Here is a 21,788-nt window from a genome sequence, read left to right on the forward strand (position 1 = left end):
AGCCTAACGTATTGATATTTAAACGAAGAGAGGAAGCATTATGCTTCCTCTCTTCGTTTAAAAGACGCGCTCACAGTACTAGTCAGCAATCAAGTCGTAGTCTTGACGCAGGATATCAATGATTTCTTGCTTCGGGTTTTCACTTAATTGTACTTTTCGTCCCGTGATTTTTTCAGCAATACCAATATAAGTTTCAGAAATACTCATTAGTGATGAGAGTGGTAAAGCATTCTCTTTTGCTAACGCTTCGCGTTCTGGCATTCTTTCTTTATTTAGAAGAATGTCAGGATCTGGAAAGTGGTTCAGCAAAAACTGTCTGAAGCCTTCTTTGGAGTTTTCGACGATTTTACCTTGTTGGTAAGCGTTGGTGTCCCAGATGCGAGAAGAATCAGGTGTGCCAACCTCATCCATATAAATAAGCTTTTCGCTACCACTGGCATCAGTAACGTACCCAAACTCAAATTTTGTATCAACGAATGTTTGTTCAATTTTATTGAGAGCATTGCTGATAACACTAAAGCCTTCTTTTAGTAGCTTTTCGTATTGAGCAACGCCGTCGATGTTTGAGAAATTGAAGGCAGCGTAATTATCTACAATGTTATTGCGGGTGATATTGACGTCGTCAGCTTCAGGGACTCCAGGAATATCGCGTAAGATTCCTTTGGTTGATGGCGTGATCAATATGTCTTCGAGCTTTGAGTCTTTCTTTAGCCCTTCGGGTAATGTTATTCCACAAAACTCTCTTTCACCTTGCGCGTAAGCACGCCACATTGAGCCTGTAATGTATTGACGACAGATAGCCTCAATCATGACGGGTCTCGCTTTTTGAACAATCCAGATAAATGGATGAGGAATATCTAATATGTGGCTATCGGCAAGGCCATTATCTTTGAATAATTGAAACCAATGATTAGAAATAGCGTTTAAAGCCGCCCCTTTACCCGGAACGCCTTTGAGTCCACCTTCGCCATGCCAGATACAATCAAATGCAGAGATTCGATCGCTTATCACCATAATCGCCAATGGCGCGTCTTCTGCAACATCGTAGCCTTTATCTTTTATCAGGCGACGACTATCTGCTTCAGTCAACCAGTAAACAGAGCGAACTTTACCGCTGTGCACGGGTTTATCGGTACGAATTGGGAGGTCGTCGTTTACGGCAAGGACTTGATCAGCGAGACTCATGGAAACATTCCTATCTAACGGTGGCGTCGCACAATAGCGACGAGGAGAAAGAGCATTTGTATGCCCACTTTTCACCGCATCATACCAGAATTCAGACGAGCTTCCATCATTTAAGCAAACGTTTGCTTTGATTTCTTTATTAACGTATCTCAACGGTCATAAAAGTATCATTAAACGGCGGATTTCCACGTAACTGCCGGCACAGGGACAAGTTTTTAACTGCAAGCTTGTGATTTATGACAACACGTTCATTTATCAATGAAGGTAAGGAGCAGAGGGTAAAAAAATAACTTCGCAATGGTGCTGTTTCGCGAGTTGTTGCAATTCACGCTGACAGCTAGGAGAAAAATCTCCGTTAGCGATAATCGCACAGGCGTTACCTGAACGAATGGCTTTCTCGATGACTTGCGTTTGATTTAAGTGTATGGATGGTTTGATTTGTACCATGTGGTTGCCTAGCCCTTGATAATGGGAGATTTGGGCAAGCGTAGGGCGAGGGCATTCTGCAGTCAGTAAGACCCATTGGTGTTTTGACGCAAGCTGAGACACTTTATTAAGTACATTCGTTTCCATCCTACGCTGATAAGAGATCGGGCGTCCTTTTACCGTAAGCTCACGATGTGAATGAAGATGTAATGAGTTAAGAATTTCAGTATTTCGCAACATAAACCTGTCCTTTTATACATGCTGTATGGTTATACAGTAGTTTTAAGGTGGGATAAGATCAAATACTTTTTGATGAAAATATTGATATTTTCTATAACCGTATGATTTAATTTGATTAATTAATATTGTAAATGTGAACTCATGCAAAGGTGCTCACAGTGTGTGTTCGAAAGCACTGTATAGAGAGGCTAATGCTAATATCGGCAGTGATAGGAGCAAAGTGGTTATTGAAAGGTTAGTTTTGAACCGAATAGTGTGTATTGGCTACAGTAAGGTCGATAGAGGAGGAGTGTTGAAAACAACAACGCCTCTTAAAAAGAGGCGCAAGAGATCAAGCTAAGATTTGCACAGGGAGTCTCGATATTCCAACTCCGCTTTATTGAATTGCCGGACGTCCATCGCCGCGAGATTAACGCATTCATCACAAGAAAAATGACACTTGCCGTCGATGTACTGGTGCTTTGTTACATAATTAGGTTTCTGGCACCAATCACAAAAACCTTCAATGGTGAACGTATACATTATTTCTCCCCACCCTTAATAACTTGGGTGTTATTTTCACCACTGATTATGACATAAAATGGCATCAAATGTTAATTTTTTGTTTAAAACTCCTTTTACTTATAATTTATAGTGAGAACGAGAGGTCTTTTAATGAATTTTTTGAGAGTTCTTTAGGTGCGTCATTATCGTTTTCAGCGCGGTATTGAGCTGCTTCATTTCTTCATCGGAGCCTTGAATGTCTGGATGAAAGATGCGTGAAAGCTGTTTATAGCGGGATTTTAGTTGATTAGGTGTCAGGTTCTGCTGTTGGCTAGTTGAAAACCCAAATCGTAAGTAGGCGCTTTCAAGTGTATTTGATTGTTGTATAGACGAAGCGGTTTTGTCTGCGGATTGATGCGCCAATTTTAGTTTGTGTTGGAGCTGAGCAATGGTTCGTTGCTGGGTCGTGATGAGGTCATTGAGTCGTGCATTACTGGCATTACTGGGGTTTGGTTGGTTGTGGCTAGGGCGAGATTGTGACATTGAGGCTGGTTTCCACTTCATCTGGTAGATGAATACGGTCAAGGTCAATGACAACAATAGAATATAAATTAAGTGCGTCGTCCACGAACTTCCCACGGCTTCGGGTTGTTGTGCTTGTTTAGGTGAGTGGGTGCTCAAATTAGGTGTCGATAACACCGTCGACTCTTGTTCTTTTAGCGCTTCGATTTGGCGCATTTGACGTTGATTAAACTGGCGTTGTAGTGCTTGTTCATAAGCCGGTTCAAAAGAGGACGATTGCCCAGCGGCAAAGGAATACCAAAGCACGGCTTGATCAGTGGCTGGAATATCAACATCGGCATTACTATATAGCTCCGCCAACTTTCCGTATGTGCTTTGGTCGCCCTGTATGGCCAGTTTGGTATAAAGAAGCACTGCGCGTGAAGGATTACGTTTTACTCCACGGCCGTACTCAAGTGCTTGAGCATAATTGTATGTCGCACCAAGGTGACCGTTATTACTTGCTAGTTGATACCAGTAACTAGCCTTAGTGAGGTCTTTTGGGACCCCCTGACCCGTTTCAAATGCAAGTCCGAGTTGGTATTGTGCATCGGCATTATTAAGCTGTGCTTGCTTCTCTAACGATGGAATCGAATTTGCCATTGCCGAGCAGACCAATAATACCCATAACGACAAAGCACGAGCTGCAGTTGGCCATACACGGTAATGCACCTGAGTCATCATTTTCCTTATGAATGCTGGTGAAGGTCGATATTACTTGAGCATTTTGGGCGCTTGGGCGCCATCAATCGGTCGATTAACAGAAAGCTTACGCCCCTTTTTCAAGCCCACTTCGTAATCGGCAGTGATATTCTTCATTGCATCTCGAAGTTGTTGCTTAAAGGTTTCGCGGTCGATATTTTTAAACTCTTTATCGATGTAGTTATTAATTTTGTTGTTCGACTCGTCGTCAGGAGTGATAATCGGCAGCTTTTCAAGAGCCCCTTCAATCCAGCCAGAGACAAAAGAATTGACTCGTCGGGTCACTTCGGCTGTCGATGTACCTGAACCTGCGAAGCCGTTTCTGAATTGGCCAGTGTGTTCATTCATTTCACGGTACACAATATCAAATGCAAACGCCGCAAAAATAGCTCTGTCGGCTTCGCCAATAAACTCAACGCGTTTCAGACCTTTATGGTTGAGCAGAACCGCTTCGACCCCGAATTTAGTGTTAATCCCACGAATGACGCGCAAAATTGTAGAGCTGATACTGGCAGGCAGTAAGTGTGTCGATTGGGTCTTACCCATTTTGATGAACTCAATGTCATCTTTATCTAGGCCATACTTCAACATGAGGTTATGCGCCATTTTGATCGCATTCGCCGCTTCGTTGACGTTGGCTGAATTACCTAACTCTAGGCACTTAGCTATTTTTTTTAGGGCTTTTTGTTTATCCATCGACAATGTGAGTTCTCTGTACCGCGAAAGAAAAAGGGCACTATTTTAACGAGTTTCCAATGAAAGGGGAAGTGTAGGTTTTGAAATAGAAGATGGGCGAGACCGAAGTCCACCCATTCTGTTTAAGTTGTCATGATGGTTAGGGTGTCGTACTGAGCTAGATACCGAGTTCGTCGAGCAGATCTTGGCTATTATCAGGCTGTGTTTTAGGGGACTTCGTTTCTTTATTTTTTATTGCTTGTTCTATAATCGCGTCGGGTGTCTCATCGGCTTGCACCTCGAATTCTTCCATCTGGATAAACTCAGTTTTGTCCATGGCGAATTCTAGGTAAAAGATATTGTTGTTTGCGGTTGAAAACGTCACACGTCTAGCTTGAGGTCGTTCCAAGTTAGTATCGACAGAAAGAACCACTTGCTTATTGATAGCCAGCATTTTAGGTTGGTTTTGGGTGATGTTGGTTTGTAGCTCTTTTCGTACTTTGTTAGTAAAGTCACCAACAAGCTGGTTCATCAGTTCGCCCAGTACATCGCCAACTTCATCTGCATTATGGTGAATGGCGAGTTCTTCTTCGGGCATTCCCATGCTACGCATATAGTTTGAGTACACTTCCAATGCCGCTTGGGACGTAAAGTTGATAACGACTAAACCAGAAAAACCACCGTCAAATAGTACGAAGCACCCAAAGTCAGGCTTAAGCGTAGTTTTGGTGATTTTTTGAACCATAGCAGAGTAGGTGATGCTGGATTGTGTTGCTGAAGTGAGTACGGTAGAAACCGATTGGCATAGTTTAAGAAGAATATCTTCCGTGGTGATAACCTTGGTTTTTTTCATTAGAGTTCGCTTAATTGGTTACTGCTTCCTTGATGTTACTGAGTTTGGCATGAAGGAAACCGCTTGAAAAGGTATAAACGATGCATAATTGCTATGAGATTGCGATTTGATCACATTTTTAATTGTTGTAAAGTAACCGGATAAGTAGAATTAGCTCACTTCTTCTGCCGATACTGATGATCCGTTTAAAATACTGGGTTGATGTGGTTGTGCAGGCTGTCGTGTCATTATTTTTTATTATTCCCTTGCTGAGCGGATCGGCATGTTTAAGGGGCAGGAAGCAAAATGTTACCAAGACTAAGTACGCAATCTGATATTAACCCTACGGTCGTTGTCTTTCTTCAACAGCTCAAACAAAAAGGCTTCACTGGCGATATTGAAACGCAATATTCCAGTCGTTTAGCTGTGGCAACGGATAACAGTGTCTATCAAGTCCTGCCTCAAGCGGTTGTGCACCCAAAAACGACACAAGACGTGCAGATTGTTGGCGAACTTTCGAGTCTAGAATCATTTCAGTCTATACAGTTTTCACCGAGAGGTGGCGGAACTGGCACCAACGGCCAATCTCTGACTTCTGGTATTGTCGTTGATCTCTCGCGCCATATGAATCGTGTGCTTGAAATTAATAAAGAAGAAGGTTGGGTGCGGGTTCAAACAGGGATTGTTAAAGATGCCCTAAATGATGCGGTGCGTCCCTTTGGGTATTTCTTTTCACCTGACTTGTCGACGAGCAATCGTGCCACGCTAGGAGGGATGATTAATACCGACGCGTCGGGGCAGGGCTCATTAAAGTACGGTAAGACTTCCGACCATGTGCTGTCGTTACAAGCGGTATTTGCCGATGGTTCGTTGTTAGAAAGTGATGGTTCGCTTGGGTTTCCAGTAGAACAAAGCTATGCAACTCAAGCGCTTAAGATTTCTGAGCAGGTATGCCGAGAGAATCGACCATTAATAGATGAAAAATTCCCACCATTAAACCGTTTTCTCACCGGCTACGATCTAAAAAATGCTTTTGACCCAGTCCAAGATACCTTTGATATCACGCGCATTTTGTGTGGCGCAGAAGGGTCGTTAGCGTTTATTACCGAAGCAAAACTGAATCTAACGCCTATTCCCAAAGCCCGCACGCTGATCAATGTTAAATACAACACGTTTGAAGCGGCACTGCGAAATGCACCATTTATGGTGGAAGCCAATGCGTTGTCAGTTGAAACAATAGACTCCAAAGTTCTGAATCTAGCGAAACAAGATATTGTTTGGCATACCGTGAGTGACCTTATCACTGATGTACCGGGTAAAGAGATGCTTGGTATAAATATGGTGGAGTATGCTGGTGAAGATACTCATGAGGTGGAGGCTTCTGTGAAGCAGCTGACCGCAAAATTGGATGAAATGCTGGAAACTGAACAAGCCGGTATTATTGGATATCAGATCACGAGCGACGTTGCCAGCTTAGGTCGGATCTATAATATGCGTAAAAAAGCGGTGGGGTTACTTGGCGCAGTAAAAGGCAGTGCTAAGCCCATCGCGTTTGCAGAAGATACGTGTGTTCCTCCTGAGAATCTGGCGGACTTTATTGATGAATTCCGGGCTCTACTCGATGCTCACGGTTTGCACTACGGTATGTTTGGTCACGTTGATGCGGGCGTTTTGCATGTACGTCCTGCGCTCGACATGTGCGATCCAAAACAAGAAGCGTTAATGCATCAAGTGTCCGATGAAGTGGTTAAATTGGTCTCCAAGTATGGCGGTTTGATGTGGGGAGAACATGGTAAAGGCTTCCGTTCCGAGTACGGCCCTGCTTTTTTTGGTGATGTTTTATTTAATGAACTACGCCGTATAAAATCGGCCTTTGATCCCCACAATAAAATGAATCCAGGTAAAATTTGTACACCACTAGGCAGTGAAGATGGCTTAGTGAAAGTCTCGGATGTCAAACGGGGCACGTATGACCGCCAGATCCCTGTAGAAGTGCGAGACAGCTTTTCTCAAGCAATGGAGTGCAACGGCAACGGATTATGTTTTAACTACGATACCGCATCACCTATGTGCCCTTCGATGAAGGTGACGGCCGACCGACGTCATTCGCCAAAAGGACGAGCGGGATTGGTTCGAGAGTGGTTACGACAGCTCTCTGAGCAAGGTTTTGATGTGGTCGAACTTGAACATCAAACACAAAAAGGTAGCAGCGCGAAAGGATTGATCGAGAAATGGCGCAATACGTTTAACAAGCGTCACGAGTATGATTTTTCACATGAAGTGTATGAGGCAATGAACGGTTGCCTTGCTTGTAAGGCCTGCGCTAGCCAGTGCCCAATTAAGGTTGATGTGCCAAGTTTTCGAGCGCGTTTTTTAAATCTCTATTACACACGTTACCAGCGCCCTGCTAAAGATTACTTAGTGGCAAACATCGAGACCCTACTGCCATATATGGCAAAAATACCTAAAACAGTGAACTTTGCACTCAAACAACCTTGGGTAAAATCCCTAACTGAAAAAAGCGTTGGTTATATTGATGCACCACTTCTATCTGTCCCTACGCTAAAACAACGCATGCAGTCTCAACTCATTGAAGTGTTTGATTTGGAAAAGTTGTCTGGGTTGTCAGACGCAAAGAAAGCCGACTATGTGTTGATAGTACAAGACCCATTTACCAGCTTCTACGACGCGGAAGTAGTGGAAGACTTTGTTAAACTGGTGCTTGTATTAGGGAAGACGCCCGTGATCTTGCCATTCAAACCAAACGGTAAAGCGGCACATATCAAAGGATTCTTAAAACAGTTTGCTGATGGAGCACAATCTACAGCTGATTTCTTACAGCGAGTGGCCCTGCTAAATATACCATTGGTTGGCGTCGATCCGGCACTGGTGCTGTGCTATCGCGACGAATACGTTGAGATATTGGAAGATAAACGTGGAGAGTTTGATGTATTGACGGTTCATGAATGGTTGACGCCACTACTTAAAACCCTGACGCCCTCAGTATCAAGTGACAAAGAACCATGGTATCTCTTTGCGCACTGCACAGAGAAAACCAAACTGCCTAATGCTGAGAAAGAGTGGGGCAGTATTTTCAGTCATTTCGGAGGCCAACTTAACACGGTACCGGTTGGCTGTTGTGGGATGGCGGGTACGTTTGGGCACGAGTCGGATAAGTTGCAAATGTCGAAAGATATCTATGGCCTAAGTTGGAAACCTCAAATGGCGTCCTTGCCAAAGGATCGTTGCCTTGTTACTGGTTATTCTTGTCGTAGCCAAGTCAAACGTTTTGAGGATCAACCGGTGAAGCACCCATTACAGGCTATATTGCGTCTGATTACCATTGTATAAAGTCTATATATAGCGCATGCCAAGCGAGTAAGATTTGATGTGGTGAAATGTGGGAATCGTACTGATTCCTACTTGGTACGGTAAGCCGACGTGACGACTTGCTCGCAAATTATTAACACACACGCGACTTATCAAGGACTAAGAGAATGAAAGCATTAGAACTGAAAATTCCACCAGTTGCTGTTTTCCTGGTCCTTGCAATTTTGATGTTTGCCATTCATTCCGTGGATAGCACTTGGCTCTTTATTTACATTCCCTTGAAGGTAATCTGGGTTGTGCTTCTGGTTGCGGCAAGCGGGTATGTTGGTATATCAGGTGTTTATGAATTTAAGCGTGCGAAAACTACGGTGGATCCCACTCGACCCGACAAGGCTAGCCAAGTCGTAGATTCAGGGATTTTTTCACTCACTAGGAATCCAATGTATGTCGCACTTTATTGCTTGTTACTAGCTTGGGGGATATGGTTGGAAGATGTATTGAGCCTGCTGACGAGTGTGTTGTTCGTTTTATATATTAACCGTTTTCAAATTCGACCTGAAGAGCGTGCATTGACACGTATGTTTGGAGAGCAGTACCTTGATTACAAGGCGAGAGTGAGACGGTGGATCTAATTCGTTCATTTGAATGTGGGCGGGAGTGCTCTAAGGTTCAACTAGTGAAGCGCATGAAAAAAGCCCCACTTTAGATATTTCAATCGCGGGGCGCTAATCGTTGAGCGGTTTAAGAGCGGCGTATAAGGTTATGCGGCGCTATTTACCTGAGCAAGAAAGTCGGTCTTACGTTGGTTGAAACGATCCACTAAATCTTCAACCGCTTCATCGCTATAGGGTTTCAGCCCCGTCGCTACCATTCTTTTCATGCCTTTACCCACAATTTCACCGTCTTCGGTAAACGAGAAGTTTAGTGTCACTAAGCCACGTTTACCTTCAACATCAAACGTTGCGCCGGTAAACTCGACCACAGGGTGGTTAAGATCGATTCGGTCGAACTCGACTTCCATACTTTCGTATATTACTAATGGTCGCTGGCAGTTGATCATCATCTGCTGCTCTTGCATGAGTGGCACCATAATATGTGGAAAGTTCATGCCCGAGAACTGTACATAACTGGTAACAAGATGTTCGATGAATGCTTGATTGTGACTGACGGCACCGTCGCGTGTCATGTGTAAGTATTCTTTGTTATTACTATCAACTAGCGCGCTTTCTGTATCACACCTCTTACATACACTCAGCGGTATACCATCTGTGACCATGCCAGAAAAATCAAAGCGCATTTTTTGACTAATGCCTTCTTTTTGCAGTAATACTGCAAATAGTAGATCGCCCGGTACACAAAAGCGTTTGGCATCTTCGTCATGAATTGGGTTGAAGTCTTCCGCTACTTTTTTTGCAAAATGGCTTGCTTGCAGGCGAGTGAATTCAAAATGGTCGTTGGTGCTGGTTACGTAAGGCGTTAGAAACATAATACTCTTCGATTTGACACTATTGGTCCGGATTATATATGAGTATGGCCGACAAATGGTCTATCCAGTGATAAATATGACGAGATCTTGTCTTTCAATGGAATGGACCATTAATTAATAGAGTAAAAAGAACACATCACGAGTGAAAAAATAGTCAGATAACAACCCTTCTTGAGTGTGATGCGTGCTAAGAACATGATGAGTACGGTAAGTCCGCAGCACTTACCGCCGTGCTTACCCTTCGTTGTGTTTCGGCCTCTATTGAGCTTGGGCCTGTTTGAAAATTAGGGTCCGAGAAGCCGCAACGAGACAAATAATGCACAATAGTGCAGTGACAATGCCCATTAGAGAAAGGGTGAACACTGAACTATAGCCAAACTGGTCAATAGATATTCCAGCTAGCATGGCACCGACGCCAAACCCGCCAGCCATACAGAGCATCAGTAACCCTTGAGTGAGTGCCGGAGATGTCGGGCTTAAACGCCCAGCAATGGCAGGAATGATCATATCGTTCCAAGACATCGCCTGCATAAGAAGCACTAATAGGGCAACTGGAATCATGCTATGTACATCTTTTCCAGCAGTGAACCAGAACAAAGTACCAATGATTAAGTAGACAATTTGTGCGCTAAACCAGACATTAAAGGGGCCACTTTTTTGCATCCAGCGGCCCGCTGATTCCAACATAAATAAACTAATAAACGCTGAAACGGCCATACCTAACGCAGAATTTCCTATTTCAACGTGGTACACCTCTTTGATCAGAAGTGGGCCTAATTCCATGAGGTTTGACGATAAGAACATCGAGAAAAATACCGCGAGAAGGAACAGTAGCCATGGTAAAAATCGTGTATTGCCTGAATGGCCTTCTGAGCGGTCCTCAGGATTATGTGAATCCAAGGGTGTTGATTGATCTTCAATCGTGATCGCGGGAGGAGGGGCAATAGAGACCATAAAGAGAACACAAGTGACTAAAGCCAGTAATATCAGCAGCTGGTTATCACTCTCTACGCCAAGTGATTCTGCGATAGCAATGAGTACTGCAGTGACGATAATACCGAAAAATTGGCACTGAAAAAGATTAGTCAGACCTCGGCCTTCTTCTTCTTGGTTTTTGCTGGTGGCGATAACAAAGGTAGGATTGAGTACTAATAACGACACACTGCCGAGTCCAATAAGCATTCCAACGGTCCAATAGATTGGCATGGTCGTTTCGGCAAAGTAGAGAATGAGTAAGGCAATGATATGAACAAAAAGCGCCATTCTTTGTAAAATGCGATGGCATGAGTATTTGTCTGCAATGCCTCCAATGAGAGGCGCGAATAAGCCAGCACCACCAATTAATGCCATTACTTGGCCAAGTAGTGCACCACTAGAAGTCCGTTCTATGATGATTGGGTTGAGTAGAATTGCAATGCCAACCCATTGGACGATACCAAGGGAAGCTTGCGCTAGATGCCACAAACGAAAACCATTCATGTACAGACGTTCCTTTATTTATAATTTACTCATGAATTTTCAATTAACTAGAAAAACATACAAGTAAATTACCCACTGTTACCCTCTCAAAGGTGGCAAAAGCCTTGTAATGAAAATGGCTTTAGCTTGGAGAAGCGCCATAAACTCGGTGATGCGTTGTTGTTTGCCCAGTTGCACAGCAGTATTCGCGAGTAAATACGGCGATGTATTTGAATAGATGAGAAACTCATCTAGGGTTTAGGTAGGGCAAGACAATTGACGTCTACACAAGAAGAGGAAGCACCAATGAAGACAACTCTAACTGCAGTACTTGTATCCAGTTTATTTTTGTATGGTTGTGCAAAGTCTGACGTAGCAAAAGAGGAGGCCGATCTCAACATGGCAAACCCTGCCGCAGTGTTTTGTTCGCAGCATGGGACTTATGATCTTGCAACAGGAAAGTGCGCGCTTAAATCAGGTGAAACGGTGGATGCTTGGACTTATTATAGAGAACATAACAGTGCCGATAAAACAGAAGCGCAACGCTTTTGTGAAGCTAAAAAAGGTGTATACCTAGCGGATAAAAAGCAATGTGAGCTTGCTAACGGCGATGTGATGGATGCTATGGACTATTTTCGAGATCATCAAAGCTCAAGTAATTAACGAATCTCCAATTGATTCTATCATATAGCTGACCGTTACGAAGTAACACGATGTTGGGAGCGCGCTCGGTGATTCTAGTAAAATGGCTATCCACGTTGCTAAGCATATTGTTGTGTACAGTGCTTATCAGTGGATGCAGCAATAGGGTCATCGACGCTAATCCTCAAATGTATGAGCGTTCATATTCATTATCGCCCTACCGGCAAGTCACGTTTTCACTATACGCGACGGAAACTCGTGACTGGTTGTCAACATATCGTGTTTTTCATGGGGCGGGTTTTGACCGCGAAATGGATGCCGTTAGCCCATATAAGTTGGTCCCCGAGGTAGCGAATGGCCAAGGGATATTACTTGTGCATGGCTTGGGAGATTCGCCTTACTCGTTTGTTGATATTGCCCCGTATTTGTCCGCTCAAGGTTACCTTGTCCATGTGATGCTTTTGCCTGGACATGGCTCTCGTCCTGCTGATCTTATGAATCCTACCTATGATGATTGGGTGGAGTCTGTTGCCCACCAAGTTGACCTACTCAGACAAGAGGTCGATTCCGTTTGGCTTGGTGGCTTTTCAACGGGTACCAATTTGGTCACCAGTTACGCGGCTGATCGAGCGGACATCAATGGCTTATTGCTTTTTTCTCCGGCTTTTAAGCCCAAAGACCCATTAGCTGGGTTGGCTGGGTTTGCGAGCTATTTTGTTGATTGGGTCAGTGTGGAAAAAGAACAAAACTATTCCCGTTATGATTCGTTGGCGATGCATGGTGCCGCGTTGTATTACCAAAGCGCCGTAGACGTTCAAAAAAAATTAAATGCAGACCCACTTGATGTGCCGGCTATTCTGATGCTTGCAGAAAGTGATGAGTTAGTCGATGCAAAGGGGATCTATGATTTGTTCAAGGTGCGTTTTAGCCATCAAGAATCAGAGTTGATTTGGTTTGGTGATCGCAGTTACAGCGACCCTCGTTTCGTAAAATTCCCCATGAAACTACCTGAATTTTATATCCAAAGTGGTTCCCATATATCGGTGTTGTACAGTGCAAGTAATCCACTGTACGGAAGACAAGGTTTGATGCGCCAATGCGGTGGTAGTCAAGAAGGGGAGGTATACAAAGTTGACTGCCCTAAAATGCCGACATTGAGTCACGCGGCGTGGGATCTCTTTGAAGATGATACGATCAATGCTCGGTTGAGTTGGAATCCTTATTTTGAACAGACTATGCAGCGAGTCCTGAGTTTTATGCAAAGAGTAACAGTAAAAAATTGATATGCTGTCATAGTGAATTAGCTTACTAGTACGCTATATTGATCTTCATCATAATATTTCTGATGGCAAATTTCTTTTTATTAATAGGTGACGATTTTATGTTAACAGCATCTCATATTGCCAACGATATAGATGACAATTTCCTTAATCTATAGATAATTAACATAGTAATTTGAAATACGATGTTTCAAATAGGTGCAACAATGGATATTTTCAACATGACAAATAGTTGGATTACATTAGATTATAAGATCGCATTTTTCTTCCCTTCGAGATAAGCCTACCTCTCGCACTTTTTGTGCACGCTAAATTTAACTAAGTAATTACCAGTATTATATAACTTAGGTATTACTGCGTTTGTTTTATTGTAATAAAAATCAATGTCTAGATATTTATCTGGATAGCATTGTTATTTAATTATTCTTGTTTGCTTTTTGATTACCTGATCTAAAACAAGAATTAAAAGAAGAGTAGGATAATATTATGGAAAACTTTAAACATCTCCCTGAACCATTCCGTATTCGCGTCGTCGAGCCAGTGAAACGCACCACACGTGAATACCGTGATGAAGCCATTGTAAAAGCAGGAATGAACCCTTTCTTGCTAGACAGTGAAGACGTGTTTATTGATCTATTAACGGACAGCGGCACAGGCTCTATTACTCAAGAGATGCAAGCGGCGATGTTACGTGGTGATGAAGCCTACAGTGGCAGCCGAAGCTATTATGCACTTGCCAATGCCGTTAAAGATATTTTTGGTTATGATTTAACGATTCCAACCCACCAAGGTCGTGGTGCAGAGCAAATCTATATTCCGGTATTGATTAAAAAACGCGAAAAAGAAAAGGGATTAGATCGAACCAAAATGGTCGCGCTATCTAATTATTTCTTTGATACCACACAAGGTCATACACAAGTTAACTGTTGTGTTGCTAAGAACGTATACACTAAAGATGCCTTTGACACTGCTGTTAACGCAGACTTTAAAGGAAACTTCGACTTAGAAAAGCTGGAAGAGGCCATCATCGATGCAGGTGCTGCAAATGTACCTTATATCGTGAGCACCATTACTTGTAACTCAGCAGGTGGTCAGCCTGTTTCAATTGCAAACCTTAAAGCGGTGTATGAAATCGCTCAGAAGTATGATATCCCAGTCATTATGGACTCGGCTCGCTATGCTGAGAATGCGTATTTTATTCAACAGCGTGAAGAGGGTTACAAAGACTGGACGATTGAAGAAATTACTCGCGAATCTTACAAGTATGCCGATGGCCTTGCGATGTCAGCGAAGAAAGATGCCATGGTACAAATGGGCGGATTGTTGTGCTTTAAAGATGAAAGCATGATGGATGCTTACACTGATTGTCGCACGCTTTGTGTTGTACAAGAAGGGTTCCCGACTTATGGTGGCTTAGAAGGCGGCGCGATGGAGCGTTTGGCTGTAGGCCTTTATGACGGCATGCGTCAAGAGTGGCTGGCTTACCGTATTAACCAAGTGCAATATTTGGTTAATGGTTTAGAAGCGATAGGTGTTGTCTGTCAGCAGGCGGGTGGTCACGCTGCGTTTGTCGATGCTGGTAAGTTGCTTCCGCATATCCCAGCGGATCAATTCCCTGCTCATGCGTTGGCTTGTGAGTTGTACAAAGTCGCAGGGATTCGCGCGGTAGAAATTGGCTCTTTGTTGTTAGGTAGAGACCCAGCTACTGGCAAGCAGCACCCTTGCCCAGCAGAGTTACTCCGCTTAACGATTCCTCGTGCGACCTACACTCAGACTCATATGGACTATGTCATTGAGGCATTTGAGAAGGTCAAAGAGAATGCGCACAAAGTGAAGGGGCTAGATTTTACTTACGAGCCTGAGGTGTTGCGTCACTTCACAGCTCGATTAAAAGAAGTAGAAAAAGTCACGGCTCACGCGCCACAAGCTCAGCTCGAAGAAGCTTAATCTCCAACAAAGGGCGTAGCAAGCAAGCTACGCTCTTTTTTTATCGATACCTATAATAATTAAAAACTTAAAATTAGTTAAAAACTAATTCAATTACGTGAATCTTACGAGAATATATTATGAATAAGAATCCATCTTTAATAGGTGGTGCCTGTATTATTGCCAGCGTATGTGTCGGTGCTGGAATGTTAGGGCTACCAAGTGCAGGGGCAGGGGCGTGGACGGTTTGGTCTTTATTCGCTATTGCGATTACTATGATAGTGATGACTATATCGGGTTGGATGTTATTAGAAGCGTTCAAAAACTACGGCCTTAAAGTTTCATTTGATACGGTGACAAAAGATTTATTAGGCTCAAAGATTAATTTTTTAAATAATATAACGGTGTATTTTGTAGGTGGTATCCTACTTTATGCGTATATTACTTCATCGGGACTTATTTTAAAGGATGTCCTTGGGCTGAATGCCAAATTAGCGTCTGCCTTATTTGTTCTTATCTTTTCCACTTTTGTTTGGCATTCCACTCGAGCGGTCGATCGTATTTCCGTCGTACTTATTGCTTTTATGGTTCTGAGCTTTGTCTTCGGGGTATCTGGTCTTGCCGTCAAAGTCGATATGGGTGTGTTATTCGATACGATTAGTCAAGAAAACCATTACGCTCCGTACGCAATGGCGATGTTACCTGTTGCATTGACATCGTTTGGCTACCATCACTCGGTGTCGTCAATGAGAGCGTATTACGGCTCAGAGGCTAAGGCAAAACAAGCCATTCTTGGCGGAACGATTATCGCCTCTTTATTGTATTTTGTTTGGCTTATTAGCATCTTTGGCAATCTATCTAGAGCGAGCTTTGGACCTGTTATAGAGCAGGGAGGGAACGTTGACGCTTTGCTAACAGCGCTGGGTTCAGTGATTGAATCTGATCGAGTGGCGAATGCAATCAATACGTTTTCAATGGCGGCCATACTTTCTTCTTTTATTGGCGTCGGGCTGGGGGTATTCGACTTCCTAGCAGACTTTTTTAAATTTGAAGATACTCGCCAAGGTCGAACCAAAACATGGTTAGTAACGTTCTTACCACCGCTTGTTTTATCGGTACTATTTCCCTTTGGTTTCGTTATCGCTATCGCGTACGCAGGCGCAGCAGCCACAGTGTGGACATGTATTATTCCTGCGCTTTTAGCGAAGAAAACACGAGAAGGAAACAACGGCTCGGAGGGCTTTAAAGCGCCCGGTGGCATGGTAATGATTTATATCGTCATTGGTTTTGGTGTATTAACGGCAACGTTTCACTTTTTATCGATGTTGGGGCTATTACCTGTGTTTACGGGGTAATCGTTCGTACTCATCATCAATGAGTGATTAATCAGATAGTGTTTGTTCGTTGTTTATGACGTGTTCTTGGCATTACTCAATACATCATTAGCGACGAACACCATGAATTTAATTTTTAAGGAAAATGTCAATGACAGCAATTGTTACGCCACAAGCACCACTAGCGATCGGCCCTTATGTTCAGGGTGTGACGTTTGGAAATATAGTGATGACCTCAGGCCAACTTCCTCTCCATCCAGAAACAAAAGTGATGCCAGAGGACGTTGCGGAGCAAACCACACAATCTCTGAATAATGCGCTTGCGATAGTTAAAGAGGCGGGCCTAGAAGCGCGTCACATTGTCAAGACAACGGTTTTTGTCAAAGATTTAAATGATTTTTCAAAGGTGAACGCTGCGTATGAGGGCTTTTTTAACCTTCATCAGGCTCCGTTTCCGGCGCGTTCGTGCGTTGAAGTAGCGAGACTACCATTGGATGCAAAAGTAGAAATTGAGGTGATAGCGGTACATCAGGTGTGAGTTAAGAGGTAAGATTTTGTCAGGGGGCGCCAGTAGGTTTGGCGCCTCATATCAAGCTAGGAGCGTGTCATGCTATAAGCCTAGTTCCCCATAATATTACTCAAGTAAGCACTATAAGAACGTTGATATCATTAGCGACCCTATTTACTTCGCCAAGTTTTACTTACCCAACCTCCTGCGTTTTCGTCGAAATAACTACCAGTAAACTCTTGTTTGAATTCAACAACATTGTCTCGATGCGGGTGTTGGTCGATCAATTCGTTGATGTATCTAGCCATTGGGTCATTGCATTGCTCTCGTACTTTTCTTTCGGCGACTTCTTTAATGACTTGCATACGGTACGATTTGCTCATTTTTTTCATCATTAACCTCCTTGATCGTGGGCGTTACCAAACCATAGGAGCTAATTAGAAGTCGGTCAAATAATGAACAATGTTTTGTTGAGAAAGTCATCCATTAGTGGTAATGCGATCAATATGAGTCATAAGAAAGTATAAGTTACATCCAGTATGTTACTGCCAATGTTAAGGATTACAGATTATTGTCTTACGTAGTTTTTAACAAGTTCCCTTGTTTTGATCGGAGATACATCAATGTCAAACTTCAAAAAATGGCCAGCAATAGACCCAGAAAAAGTCGCAAAGTATAAATACATCTGGGAAAATGTATCAGCCGCAGATAATTTAGACCCTAAAATAGCGGCCTACCTTGCTCGAGTAAAACAGCAGGGCGGCGGCAAGGGCATTGAGCAGCTAAGTTTCATCAATAAAGACTACCTCGGTTTTTATCAAGCGCCATTCTCTCAAGATCTTGATAATGCGGATCTCGTCATTTATGGAATGGGCATTGAAAAATGTTCACCAACAGGTTCATCTCACAAGTTCGCGCCTCAACGCTTACGTCATCTTAGTAAAATGGGCATGGGTACGGTTGGAGACAATGGTGAGCTTCCGTTTGAATGGTGTCGTGTTGTCGATTACGGTAACTGGGATAGCTTAGGCCAATTCGAGCTAAAAGCCGAAGTTGAACAGTTGACCGAGCTTCTTCACCATATGGTTGTCGAGAAGAACTGTACACCGCTTGTATTTGGTGGCGATCACACCATCCCTTATCCTACGATGCGTGCCCTAGGTGAAAAGTATGGTCCGTTGCGTGTTATTCACTTTGACGGCCATTACGATCTGTCTACTCGTGCTGATTTTGATTATCCGTATACATCAGGCCACTGGTTAGCGAAGCTGTATTCTGAAGGCTTAGCGGATCCAGAGCGTACGGTACAAATTGGTATGCGTGGCCGCCAAACAGCGTTGGTAAAAGGCAACCATATTGCATTTGGTACCACCGGTTTTACGTCTAATGAAGTGTATGACCTTGGCGTTGATGCGATGGTAGAAAGCATCATTGATCGCTGTGGTGATGGTGGTCCGGTTTATCTAACCTTTGACTTAGATGCGCTAGATACTGCGTTCTGTCGTGCTAACTCAAGCCCAGATCCATTTGGCTTGAGCCACCTGCAGGTCTATGAAATCTTACGTAAGGTGAAGGCATCAGGTAAAGTACGTTTAGTGGGTGCTGATATTGCTGAATACACGCCAGATACTGACCCAACCGATAAAGATGGCATCATTGCTGCTGGCTTTGGATGGGAGCTTTTCTGCTGGTTAGCTGAGATTAAGCGCGACGAGAACGGTGAAGACCGCCACACAGAATGGCCACTGGCCTTTGGCTCTGTCACTTTGTAGACAGTGAGCTAATACGAAAAAAAGGTTCGACATGTCGAACCTTTTTTGATCCCGGAAATAAACAGCGTAACGCGTTTTGCTTTCGTCATTCTACTCTCTCAGAGTACACTTATCTGTGTAAAGCACGGTAAATAATAAAGACAACGCACGAGGGTGTGATAAACTTAATGATAACAATAATCATTAGTGAATAGTTTATGAAAAAGCCTACGCCCAAAACCCTTTCCGTGATTCAAACTCGTTTGCTTACCCCTAATATGCGTCGCTTGACCTTTCAGGCAGAGGCATTGAAGTCACTCGAGCTTGATAGTGTCGGTGGTTATATTAAGTTTTTGTTTAATCAAGATGGTGGCACGGATCTTACTGGACTATCAGAAGACAGCCGCCCAAAGATGAGAACATACACCATTCGATCGCTTGATGTGGAGCAAGGCGTCATCGAGGTTGATTTTGTTACTCATATAACGGAAGACAAATTATGTGGTTTCGGCGCCCGTTGGGCGATCTCTGCGAAAGTAGGGGATACGATTAGTATTGTCGGGCCTGGTACGATACAGAATATTAATACCGAAAAAGATTGGTTTTTCTTGACCGCAGATATGACATCGTTGCCTGCGCTATCCACCAAGCTTGCAACACTTCCCCAAGAGGCAAGAGGATACGCTGTCATTCAGCTCATTGGCTTAGAAGATAAACAAACACTGAACGTTCCAGAAGGGATTGAAGTGGTTTGGACACTAGAGTCTGTCGCGCAAACGGCGCAGTCATTACCGTGGTTATCCGGCGAACCTTTTGTATGGTGCGCTTGTGAATTTGATGAAATGAAAGCACTTAGACAATATTTCCGTAACGAAAAAGCCATTCCTAAAGAAGATATCTATATCAGTAGCTATTGGAAAAGTGGGGTGGCAGAAGATGGACATAAGGCTATTAAAAAACAAGACCATGATGCGTTTGAAGGCTAGTGAGAGGGTTTTAACCCACTCGGTGCTTGACTCCTAACCGTTACTGATAAATTTGGCTAGTGTTGCTGGTGATAGTATTGGCTTATTTGATTAATCATGAAAAATAAGCCAATGATTTTCACTTCCTTATTGGCATGACTCTCGGTAATGCCCCATCATAAATTCTACTTGAATCACAAAACACATAGTTTATATCCTTCTTTATTTTTCCTAGCAGATTAAGTCTCTGCTTGTTACACTCCCGCACAGAAAAATAACAACATAATTACATCCCCAAACACGCGCCTTGCCTCTTGTACCCTACATGCAATTGAGAGGCGCCTATAACTGATAGAGGTCCCCCAGGTACTATGAGTAATAGCACTATCTCGCAATCGGAAATTCATCAAAATCAATGGCAACTTAACCAAACACTCGTCGAGTCGATTCTGCCTATTTTAGGTCGGCTCTACAGGGAAAAGGGCGTCGAAATCCTGTTATTTGGTAAAACGCTCGTCAACGCCACGACCATTGATATTATTAAAACCCACCGTGTTTCTCGCCATTATTCCAGCCAATCCGTCAACGTTGCTCAAACTGCCCCCATTATAGAAAAATTGATTGAGCTGGATTTGTCACCTTGTTGTATCGATGTGGGTCAGATTGCTCAGCAATATTGGTCTACGCATAATGATGGCAAAAGCATTGCAGATTTCTTGATGACGTCACTCGTCGAAAGCATCAATAGCGATAGCACTCGAGAAACGAAAGATGTTGTGTTGTATGGTTTTGGACGTATTGGTCGTTTGCTCACTCGTATTCTGGTTGAGAAAAGTGGGCCTGGTTATCCGTTACGTTTACGTGCTGTTGTCGTACGTGGTGGTAAGCAGGGCGATCTTCAAAAGCGAGCGAGCTTGTTGCGTCGTGATTCAGTACATGGCCAGTTCAACGGCAGCATTGTTGTTGATGAGGAAAGCAAAGCGCTGATTGTCAATGGCAACTATATCCAAGTTATCTATGCCAACTCCCCGTCAGATGTAGACTACACCGCTTATGGCATCAATAACGCACTTGTTGTTGATAACACGGGTGTGTGGCGTGATGCCGAAGGTTTGGGTCAACATGTCGCTTGCCAAGGGGCGCAGCGCGTGCTGCTTACCGCTCCAGGTAAAGGCGATATCAAGAATGTTGTATTTGGTGTTAACCATGATGTTATTCAAGATAGCGACACGATTGTCTCTGCGGCAAGTTGCACCACCAATGCCATCACTCCGACGCTGAAGGCGGTCAATGATAAGTACGGCATCGTGTCTGGACACATTGAAACTGTGCATTCCTATACTAACGATCAGAATCTGATTGATAACTATCACAGTGGTGATCGTCGTGGCCGTTCTGCATCGCTGAATATGGTCTTAACATCAACGGGTGCAGCAAAAGCCGTATCTAAAGCCTTGCCAGAATTAGAAGGAAAATTGAGCGGCAACGCTATTCGTGTTCCTACCCCTAATGTCTCGATGGCGGTCGCGAACCTCAACCTTGAATCGTCAGTTTCTAAAGATGAGCTCAATGCGTATTTGCGTGAAATATCGCTTACCAGTTCATTGGCTGCTCAAATTGATTACACGGATTCTACAGAGGTGGTCTCAACTGATTTGGTGGGGGCGCGTCACCCTGGGATCATTGATGGCCAAGCAACCATTGCACAAGACAACCGATGTGTATTGTATATTTGGTACGACAATGAATTTGGTTATAGCTGCCAAGTGGTGCATTGTATGGAACAAATGATGGGCGTGAAGTTTAAAACATATCCAGCTTTGGCATAATCTCTAGCTATAGATTGGATAATTAGAACCATTATGAAAAACGGCCACCGAACAGGTGGCCGTTTTTATTGTCACTGGATTAATTTTTACTTTCTATGCTTGAGTTGTTGTTGATTGAATTGCTGCTTCTTGATTTGTCGATACAGCGATTATCGATACTTATGCAGCCGATTAT

The 21,788-nt window shown here is 43.4% G+C and carries 20 protein-coding genes; 11 read left to right on the forward strand and 9 right to left on the reverse strand.

Features of this window, described 5'->3' with window-relative positions:
• Positions 1–78: 78 nt before the first annotated feature.
• From ACE1OE_RS05875 to ACE1OE_RS05900, 6 genes are all read right to left on the reverse strand, one after another.
• On the reverse strand, positions 79–1,185 hold the full coding sequence (locus tag ACE1OE_RS05875) for a phosphoribosylaminoimidazolesuccinocarboxamide synthase (RefSeq protein WP_102470626.1): 1,107 nt from the start codon (positions 1,183–1,185) through the stop codon (positions 79–81).
• Positions 1,186–1,440: 255 nt separating this feature from the next.
• Positions 1,441–1,851, reverse strand: a complete 411-nt coding sequence (locus ACE1OE_RS05880) for a hypothetical protein (RefSeq protein WP_449210435.1) — start codon at positions 1,849–1,851, stop codon at positions 1,441–1,443.
• Between the two features lie 336 nt (positions 1,852–2,187).
• A complete protein-coding gene (locus ACE1OE_RS05885; RefSeq protein ID WP_372060362.1) occupies positions 2,188–2,373 on the reverse strand; it encodes a hypothetical protein in 186 nt (61 codons plus the stop codon).
• 129 nt (positions 2,374–2,502) lie between these two features.
• A complete protein-coding gene (locus ACE1OE_RS05890) occupies positions 2,503–3,579 on the reverse strand; it encodes a hypothetical protein (protein WP_449210436.1) in 1,077 nt (358 codons plus the stop codon).
• Between the two features lie 30 nt (positions 3,580–3,609).
• Entirely contained in the window at positions 3,610–4,293 is a 684-nt protein-coding gene (locus tag ACE1OE_RS05895) for a DUF2786 domain-containing protein (RefSeq protein WP_102470630.1), read from the reverse strand.
• A gap of 157 nt (positions 4,294–4,450) precedes the next feature.
• Positions 4,451–5,125 carry a DUF3334 family protein gene (locus tag ACE1OE_RS05900; protein ID WP_102470631.1) on the reverse strand — a complete coding sequence of 225 codons (675 nt, stop codon included), beginning with the start codon at positions 5,123–5,125 and terminating at the stop codon, positions 4,451–4,453.
• Positions 5,126–5,410: 285 nt separating this feature from the next.
• On the opposite strand from ACE1OE_RS05900, the gene ydiJ reads away from it, so the two are divergent.
• Positions 5,411–8,455 (forward strand): D-2-hydroxyglutarate dehydrogenase YdiJ, encoded by a 3,045-nt coding sequence (gene ydiJ, locus ACE1OE_RS05905; RefSeq protein ID WP_449210437.1) that lies wholly within the window; start codon positions 5,411–5,413, stop codon positions 8,453–8,455.
• A gap of 146 nt (positions 8,456–8,601) precedes the next feature.
• Entirely contained in the window at positions 8,602–9,066 is a 465-nt protein-coding gene (locus ACE1OE_RS05910) for a methyltransferase family protein (protein WP_372060359.1), read from the forward strand.
• A gap of 128 nt (positions 9,067–9,194) precedes the next feature.
• On the opposite strand, the gene ACE1OE_RS05915 is transcribed toward ACE1OE_RS05910, so the two are convergent.
• Both ACE1OE_RS05915 and ACE1OE_RS05920 read right to left on the reverse strand, forming a co-directional pair.
• Positions 9,195–9,920, reverse strand: coding sequence for a DUF3581 domain-containing protein (locus tag ACE1OE_RS05915; protein WP_449210438.1), 726 nt, complete (start codon positions 9,918–9,920; stop codon positions 9,195–9,197).
• A gap of 258 nt (positions 9,921–10,178) precedes the next feature.
• Positions 10,179–11,399: an MFS transporter gene (locus tag ACE1OE_RS05920; RefSeq protein ID WP_372060358.1), complete on the reverse strand. Its 1,221-nt coding sequence runs from the start codon at positions 11,397–11,399 to the stop codon at positions 10,179–10,181.
• A 285-nt stretch (positions 11,400–11,684) separates the two neighbouring features.
• Here ACE1OE_RS05920 and ACE1OE_RS05925 point away from each other — a divergent pair, with 285 nt between their 5' ends.
• The 6 genes from ACE1OE_RS05925 to ACE1OE_RS05950 all read left to right on the forward strand — a co-directional run bounded on the left by ACE1OE_RS05925 (position 11,685) and on the right by ACE1OE_RS05950 (position 17,098).
• Positions 11,685–12,041, forward strand: a complete 357-nt coding sequence (locus ACE1OE_RS05925) for a putative hemolysin (protein ID WP_449210439.1) — start codon at positions 11,685–11,687, stop codon at positions 12,039–12,041.
• Positions 12,042–12,109: 68 nt separating this feature from the next.
• A complete protein-coding gene (locus ACE1OE_RS05930) occupies positions 12,110–13,303 on the forward strand; it encodes an alpha/beta hydrolase (protein WP_449210440.1) in 1,194 nt (397 codons plus the stop codon).
• 203 nt (positions 13,304–13,506) lie between these two features.
• On the forward strand, positions 13,507–13,581 hold the full coding sequence (gene tnaC, locus ACE1OE_RS05935) for a tryptophanase leader peptide (RefSeq protein WP_449210490.1): 75 nt from the start codon (positions 13,507–13,509) through the stop codon (positions 13,579–13,581).
• 205 nt (positions 13,582–13,786) lie between these two features.
• Positions 13,787–15,247: a tryptophanase gene (gene tnaA, locus ACE1OE_RS05940; RefSeq protein ID WP_372060355.1), complete on the forward strand. Its 1,461-nt coding sequence runs from the start codon at positions 13,787–13,789 to the stop codon at positions 15,245–15,247.
• 119 nt (positions 15,248–15,366) lie between these two features.
• The gene (locus ACE1OE_RS05945; protein ID WP_449210441.1) at positions 15,367–16,581 is read left to right on the forward strand and encodes an aromatic amino acid transporter; all 1,215 of its coding nucleotides are present in this window, start codon (positions 15,367–15,369) and stop codon (positions 16,579–16,581) included.
• Between the two features lie 130 nt (positions 16,582–16,711).
• Positions 16,712–17,098: a Rid family detoxifying hydrolase gene (locus ACE1OE_RS05950; protein WP_449210442.1), complete on the forward strand. Its 387-nt coding sequence runs from the start codon at positions 16,712–16,714 to the stop codon at positions 17,096–17,098.
• Positions 17,099–17,238: 140 nt separating this feature from the next.
• Here the strand turns inward: ACE1OE_RS05950 and ACE1OE_RS05955 are convergent, their stop codons facing one another.
• Positions 17,239–17,460: a hypothetical protein gene (locus ACE1OE_RS05955; protein WP_102470642.1), complete on the reverse strand. Its 222-nt coding sequence runs from the start codon at positions 17,458–17,460 to the stop codon at positions 17,239–17,241.
• 231 nt (positions 17,461–17,691) lie between these two features.
• Between ACE1OE_RS05955 and ACE1OE_RS05960 the strand changes: the two genes are divergently transcribed.
• The 3 genes from ACE1OE_RS05960 to ACE1OE_RS05970 all read left to right on the forward strand — a co-directional run bounded on the left by ACE1OE_RS05960 (position 17,692) and on the right by ACE1OE_RS05970 (position 21,613).
• Entirely contained in the window at positions 17,692–18,840 is a 1,149-nt protein-coding gene (locus ACE1OE_RS05960) for an arginase family protein (RefSeq protein ID WP_372060352.1), read from the forward strand.
• 197 nt (positions 18,841–19,037) lie between these two features.
• The gene (locus ACE1OE_RS05965) at positions 19,038–19,805 is read left to right on the forward strand and encodes a siderophore-interacting protein (RefSeq protein ID WP_449210443.1); all 768 of its coding nucleotides are present in this window, start codon (positions 19,038–19,040) and stop codon (positions 19,803–19,805) included.
• Positions 19,806–20,155: 350 nt separating this feature from the next.
• The gene (locus tag ACE1OE_RS05970) at positions 20,156–21,613 is read left to right on the forward strand and encodes a glyceraldehyde-3-phosphate dehydrogenase (RefSeq protein WP_372060350.1); all 1,458 of its coding nucleotides are present in this window, start codon (positions 20,156–20,158) and stop codon (positions 21,611–21,613) included.
• The last annotated feature ends 175 nt before the right edge of the window (positions 21,614–21,788 follow it).

The organism is Vibrio sp. E150_011 (assembly GCF_053544015.1).

Coding starts and splice junctions, on each gene's coding strand:
- ACE1OE_RS05875 (WP_102470626.1), bottom strand. CDS start 1,185: ATGAGTCTCGCTGATCAAGTCCTTGCCGTAAACGACGACCTCCCAATT.
- ACE1OE_RS05880 (WP_449210435.1), bottom strand. CDS start 1,851: ATGTTGCGAAATACTGAAATTCTTAACTCATTACATCTTCATTCACAT.
- ACE1OE_RS05885 (WP_372060362.1), bottom strand. CDS start 2,373: ATGTATACGTTCACCATTGAAGGTTTTTGTGATTGGTGCCAGAAACCT.
- ACE1OE_RS05890 (WP_449210436.1), bottom strand. CDS start 3,579: ATGATGACTCAGGTGCATTACCGTGTATGGCCAACTGCAGCTCGTGCT.
- ACE1OE_RS05895 (WP_102470630.1), bottom strand. CDS start 4,293: ATGGATAAACAAAAAGCCCTAAAAAAAATAGCTAAGTGCCTAGAGTTA.
- ACE1OE_RS05900 (WP_102470631.1), bottom strand. CDS start 5,125: ATGAAAAAAACCAAGGTTATCACCACGGAAGATATTCTTCTTAAACTA.
- ydiJ (WP_449210437.1), top strand. CDS start 5,411: ATGTTACCAAGACTAAGTACGCAATCTGATATTAACCCTACGGTCGTT.
- ACE1OE_RS05910 (WP_372060359.1), top strand. CDS start 8,602: ATGAAAGCATTAGAACTGAAAATTCCACCAGTTGCTGTTTTCCTGGTC.
- ACE1OE_RS05915 (WP_449210438.1), bottom strand. CDS start 9,920: ATGTTTCTAACGCCTTACGTAACCAGCACCAACGACCATTTTGAATTC.
- ACE1OE_RS05920 (WP_372060358.1), bottom strand. CDS start 11,399: ATGAATGGTTTTCGTTTGTGGCATCTAGCGCAAGCTTCCCTTGGTATC.
- ACE1OE_RS05925 (WP_449210439.1), top strand. CDS start 11,685: ATGAAGACAACTCTAACTGCAGTACTTGTATCCAGTTTATTTTTGTAT.
- tnaA (WP_372060355.1), top strand. CDS start 13,787: ATGGAAAACTTTAAACATCTCCCTGAACCATTCCGTATTCGCGTCGTC.
- ACE1OE_RS05945 (WP_449210441.1), top strand. CDS start 15,367: ATGAATAAGAATCCATCTTTAATAGGTGGTGCCTGTATTATTGCCAGC.
- ACE1OE_RS05950 (WP_449210442.1), top strand. CDS start 16,712: ATGACAGCAATTGTTACGCCACAAGCACCACTAGCGATCGGCCCTTAT.
- ACE1OE_RS05955 (WP_102470642.1), bottom strand. CDS start 17,460: ATGAAAAAAATGAGCAAATCGTACCGTATGCAAGTCATTAAAGAAGTC.
- ACE1OE_RS05960 (WP_372060352.1), top strand. CDS start 17,692: ATGTCAAACTTCAAAAAATGGCCAGCAATAGACCCAGAAAAAGTCGCA.
- ACE1OE_RS05965 (WP_449210443.1), top strand. CDS start 19,038: ATGAAAAAGCCTACGCCCAAAACCCTTTCCGTGATTCAAACTCGTTTG.
- ACE1OE_RS05970 (WP_372060350.1), top strand. CDS start 20,156: ATGAGTAATAGCACTATCTCGCAATCGGAAATTCATCAAAATCAATGG.